We start from the raw sequence: 485 nt of genomic DNA, 5'->3' as shown, positions 1-485 counted from the left end.
CCGAGGCCGACCGCCGCGCCCCGGTTCCGCACGCACAGATGGGCTTCGAGCGCCCGCAAGGCGTCCCCGACCGTCTCGGAGCTGCGCAGCAGCAGGCCGAGTAGCCCGAGCGAGGCCAGCGTGGTGCGCTGGCCGACAAGCAGCCCGAGATGCGGGCAGCACGTGCGGTCGACCGCGAGGGCGATCAGGAGGCCGAGGGCTGTGAACGGGACGAGCCTGTGGCCGCCGTTGAAGAGCCGCGGATCGAGGTCCGCTTCCGTGAGGAGGTCGTCGAGATCAGCGCCGAGTTCGACCAGAACGGTGCGGATCGCCTCCACGACACCAAGATGGATGAAGCCAACAGGAGGAGCTGTCTCAGACGCGGTAAGATCTCCGGCTGCAGCATTCCCGACCGAATGGCACCCGGTACGCAATCCGACAGACGAAGACAAGCAATTCTCCCGCCTTTAGATCGAAGCAGTACGCTGCATGTAACCTGGGTTAAT

1 protein-coding gene is annotated in these 485 nt (G+C 65.6%); it reads right to left on the bottom strand.

Annotated features, from left to right (window positions below):
• On the bottom strand, positions 1–317 hold a 317-nt coding region (locus tag WDW90_RS38095; RefSeq protein WP_336492870.1), incomplete at its 3' end, for an AraC family transcriptional regulator ligand-binding domain-containing protein.
• Positions 318–485 lie beyond the last annotated feature (168 nt).

The sequence above is a fragment of the Methylobacterium nigriterrae genome (assembly GCF_037106235.1).
GTDB classification, from domain to species: Bacteria; Pseudomonadota; Alphaproteobacteria; order Rhizobiales; family Beijerinckiaceae; genus Methylobacterium; species Methylobacterium nigriterrae.
Note: the sequence above shows the minus strand (reverse complement) of the source record. Positions and strands in the feature narration are given on the sequence as shown.